Here is a 3,973-nt window from a genome sequence, read left to right on the forward strand (position 1 = left end):
ATGCACACCCGTCGCGCGTGCGCAGGTAGCCGCGGGTGCGCAGGGCATTACCGTGTCTACGCTCAAGGAAGCCGCGCAGTTTTATGCCGACGGTTTCACCGACATCCTCTACGCAGTGGGCATGGTCGCCACCAAGCTGCCGCAGGCGCTGGCCCTGCGGCGCCAGGGCTGCGATCTGAAAATCATCACCGACAGCGTGGCGTCAGCTGCCGCCATTGCCGCCTTCGGCCGCGAACACGGTGAAAAGTTTGAAGTCTGGATAGAAATCGACAGCGACGGGCACCGCTCCGGCATCAAGCCCGGTGAGGCCGCCTTGGTGGACGTTGCCCGCACGCTGCACGAAGGCGGCATGCACCTGGGCGGCGTGATGACGCATGCCGGCTCCAGCTACGACCTCAACACCCCCGAAGCGCTGGTGGCCATGGCCGAGCAGGAGCGCGCTGCCTGTGTGGAAGCTGCCGAACGCGTGCGCTCTGCGGGCTTTCCGTGCGCTRTTGTCAGCGTGGGCTCCACACCGACGGCGCTGTCAGCCGCGCAGCTCAAGGGCGTCACGGAAGTGCGCGCCGGCGTGTATGTGTTTTTCGACCTGGTGATGCACAACATCGGCGTGTGCGGGGCAGACGACATCGCGCTCAGCGTGCTGACCACCGTGATCGGCCACCAGCCCGACAAAGGCTGGGCAATTGTGGACGCAGGCTGGATGGCCATGAGCCGAGACCGCGGTACGCAAAAGCAGCAGCATGACTTCGGCTACGGCCAGGTGTGCCGTACGGATGGCACGGTATTGCCGGGCTATGTCCTCAGCGGCGCCAACCAGGAGCACGGCATCCTGTCGCGCGAGGGCGCACCCGACACCGACATTGCCGCGCGCTTTCCCATCGGCACACAGCTGCGCATCTTGCCCAACCACGCCTGCGCTACCGGCGCGCAGTATCCGGAATATCACGCGCTGGCTGAAAACGGTGAACTGGCAACCTGGAGCCGCCTGCACGGCTGGTGACCTCTGGCTTCCATGTGGCCGGATGCTATTAAAAGCATAGCTGTTTGCGCAATAGGCTATTGGGTTTCAGGCCTTTTTGCTTGAGAATTCCTTGAGCTGACTCACTTGCACATGCTGTAGCCGCCGGTCTCCAGGTGGAAGTGGTCCTTGTGCGCGGCGTTGTAGTCGGGGCCCAGCACACCCTTGAAGTATTTGCAGGCCCCTTTGTGGGCGTCGCGCAGCAGCAGTGCCTCGGGCCCCGGCGGTGTGGTGTCGTCTTCGTCAGGCCAGTGTTTCAGCACCGTGACACGCTTGCCGCCCGCCAGCGTGAAGGCAGAAATGTCCAGCGCATTGGCAGTGGCATGGCGGCTGCGGGAACGGGCCGGTGCATTGGGCGGCGCACCTTCGCCGCTGTTGATGTTGCGGCAGGCATAGCTGCCCAGGTGGTCAATGCCCGCCACGCGCTGGCCAAAATGCAGCTGCGCCGCCGGCTGCAGCGCATTTCTTTCCCACATGAAGAACGACAGCGCCATGGGGCAACTGAGCGGCAGGGCCGCGCCTATGCGTACCGGCGCCGTACGCAGCCGCACCGCATTGCTGAACCCGCAGCCGTCGCCCGTGCTGCGGTCGGGCAATTCGTCGTACTGCATGCCGGTGGTTGCCAGCGCGGCCAGGCAGCGCGCCGGGTCGTTGCGGGCGCGTGACAGTTTGTAAAAGGTCAGCATGTTGGGTGGCGCCGTCACTTCCAGTGGCGCCCACGGGTTGACGTGCGTGGGAATCTGCAGGGCGCCGCTGTAAACCCCGTACGCCGCCGTGAGCAGGCCGCTCCATGCGGCCAGCCATACCCAGCGGCCCCAGCGCAGCCGCCTGGCAGGCGCTGCGTCGGGCGGAAGGCCGGAGTCTGGGGGAAGGGGCATGGTGTTCGTTGATAAGCGAGGGGTGCAGCCATGAGCGTACAGGCCTGCTAGCCCAAGATGGTCGGATTTGTTCTCTTGCGCCGAAATCCCGACTGCTGCAGGAGGATTCGACATCCAATTCGTCGTTTAATGGCATCGTCTGACTGATGCCAAAGCCCGCGCGCACAAGCCGCAGGCAACAGGCTTAACGGAGTATTTTGATGGCCGACAACGCAACCCACACCCCAGCCCAATCCCCGCTGGCTGCCGACACCAGCCGGCACCACCAGATGTTTCCGGTGCTCAGCGCCGCTGAAATTGCACGCATCCAGCGCTTCGGCAAGGTGTTGCAGTTCAAGAAAGGCGAGAGGCTGTTTGCCGCCGGTGAGCCCGGCCCCGGCATGTTTGTGATGCTCAAGGGTTCGGTCACCATCACCCAGCGCGACGGCCTCGGCCACGTGGTGCCCATCGTCAACCAGGGGCCGGGCCAGTTTCTGGCGGAAGTTGGCCAGCTGTCGGGCCAGAACGCGCTGGTGGACGGCCATGCCGAAGAAGATGTCGAAGCCCTGCTGGTGCCGCCCGGCCAGCTGCGCGCGCTCATCATTGCCGAAGCCGACCTGGGCGAGCGGCTGGTGCGCGCGCTGATCTTGCGGCGCGTGGCCTTGATCGAAGCCGGCGCCAGCGGCCCGGTGCTGATCGGCCAGCCCAACTCGGCCGGTGTGGTGCGTCTGCAAAGCTTTTTGAACCGCAACGGCGAGCCCAACCATGTGGTGGACATCGCCCAGGACGCGGGCGCCGCCGCGTTGATGGAGCAATACGGCGTGGCCGCCGGTGATGTGCTGGCGGTGTGCCCGGATGGCTCGGTGCTGGTGAACCCCGACGAAAACCAGCTGGCGCGCTGCATCGGCATGGTCGACACGGAAGAACACGACGAGCTGTTTGACGTGATCGTGGTGGGCGCCGGGCCCGCCGGGCTGGCCACGGCGGTATATGCCGCATCGGAAGGCCTGCATGTGCTGGTGCTCGACTGCCGTGCTTACGGCGGGCAGGCCGGCGCCAGTGCGCGCATTGAAAACTACCTGGGTTTCCCTACCGGCATCTCGGGCCAGGCGCTGGCCGGCCGTGCGTATGTGCAGGCACAAAAGTTTGGTGTGGAAATGCTGATCCCCGCGCAGGCTCAATCGCTGGACTGCGCCCACAAGGCCATCAAGGGCGAGCTGCAGGTGAATCTGACCGACGGCCGCACGCTGCGCGCCAAGACCGTGGTGGTGGCCAGTGGCGCCCGCTACCGCCGCCCCGAGGTACCGCGCCTTGAAAAATTTGAAGGCCGCGGTGTCTGGTATTGGGCTTCTGCGCTGGAAGCAAAGATGTGCAGCCAGACCGACGTGGTGCTGGTGGGCGGTGGCAATTCGGCCGGGCAGGCGGCGGTGTTTTTGTCGCAGCATGCGGCCAAGGTCAACATGCTGGTGCGCGGCCCCAGCCTGGCCGCCAGCATGTCGCGCTACCTCATAGACCGCATTGAAGCCGCACCCAACATCGAGCTGCTGCCGCATACCGAGGTGGTGAAGCTGCACGGCGATGATGATGATGGCGACGGCAATGGCGGCACAGGCCTTTCCGGTGTGACCTGGCGCAACCGCAAGAGCGGCACCGAACACGCGGCGGATGTGCGCAACGTGTTCCTGTTTGTCGGCGCCGATCCGGAAACCAGCTGGCTGACAAGTTGTGGCGCAGCCATTGATGCACACGGTTTTGTCCGCACCGGGGAGGCTGTTACCTGCAAGCACTCCGACTACAAACCCGCTCCGCTGGAAACGAATATTCCGGGCCTTTTTGCCATTGGCGATGTGCGCAGCGGCTCTGTCAAGCGCGTGGGCGGTGCAATAGGCGAGGGCGCTGCAGTTGTGGCCATGATCCACCAGCACCTGGCGGCGATGGAGAGCGCGGCTGTGGCCGTCTGATGGGAGTTTTTTATGCGTATCAAACCCTGCAGCCACGTCCCCTCCGAAGTCCTCGCACCCAATGCCAAAGGTTGTGAAGAGTGCCTGAAAATGGGCGACACCTGGATGCATTTACGGCTGTGCGTGCACTGCGGTCA

The 3,973-nt window shown here is 64.6% G+C and carries 3 protein-coding genes; 2 read left to right on the plus strand and 1 reads right to left on the minus strand.

Annotated elements, in window-relative coordinates; translation table 11 throughout:
• A partial coding sequence (locus AC1D1X_RS17575) for an alanine racemase (RefSeq protein ID WP_477698771.1) occupies window positions 1–1,000 on the plus strand: 1,000 nt, incomplete at its 5' end.
• Between the two features lie 101 nt (window positions 1,001–1,101).
• Here AC1D1X_RS17575 and AC1D1X_RS17580 read toward each other — a convergent pair.
• Window positions 1,102–1,896, minus strand: a complete 795-nt coding sequence (locus AC1D1X_RS17580) for an extensin-like domain-containing protein (protein WP_477670810.1) — start codon at window positions 1,894–1,896, stop codon at window positions 1,102–1,104.
• 200 nt (window positions 1,897–2,096) lie between these two features.
• On the opposite strand from AC1D1X_RS17580, the gene AC1D1X_RS17585 reads away from it, so the two are divergent.
• Window positions 2,097–3,836, plus strand: coding sequence for an FAD-dependent oxidoreductase (locus AC1D1X_RS17585; protein ID WP_477670809.1), 1,740 nt, complete (start codon window positions 2,097–2,099; stop codon window positions 3,834–3,836).
• Window positions 3,837–3,973: the final 137 nt, after the last annotated feature.

This window comes from Polaromonas sp. P1_G4 (assembly GCF_056405475.1).

Excerpts from the sequence above, each read along its gene's own strand:
- AC1D1X_RS17580 (WP_477670810.1), bottom strand. The coding sequence starts at position 1,896 with ATGCCCCTTCCCCCAGACTCCGGCCTTCCGCCCGACGCAGCGCCTGCC.
- AC1D1X_RS17585 (WP_477670809.1), top strand. The coding sequence starts at position 2,097 with ATGGCCGACAACGCAACCCACACCCCAGCCCAATCCCCGCTGGCTGCC.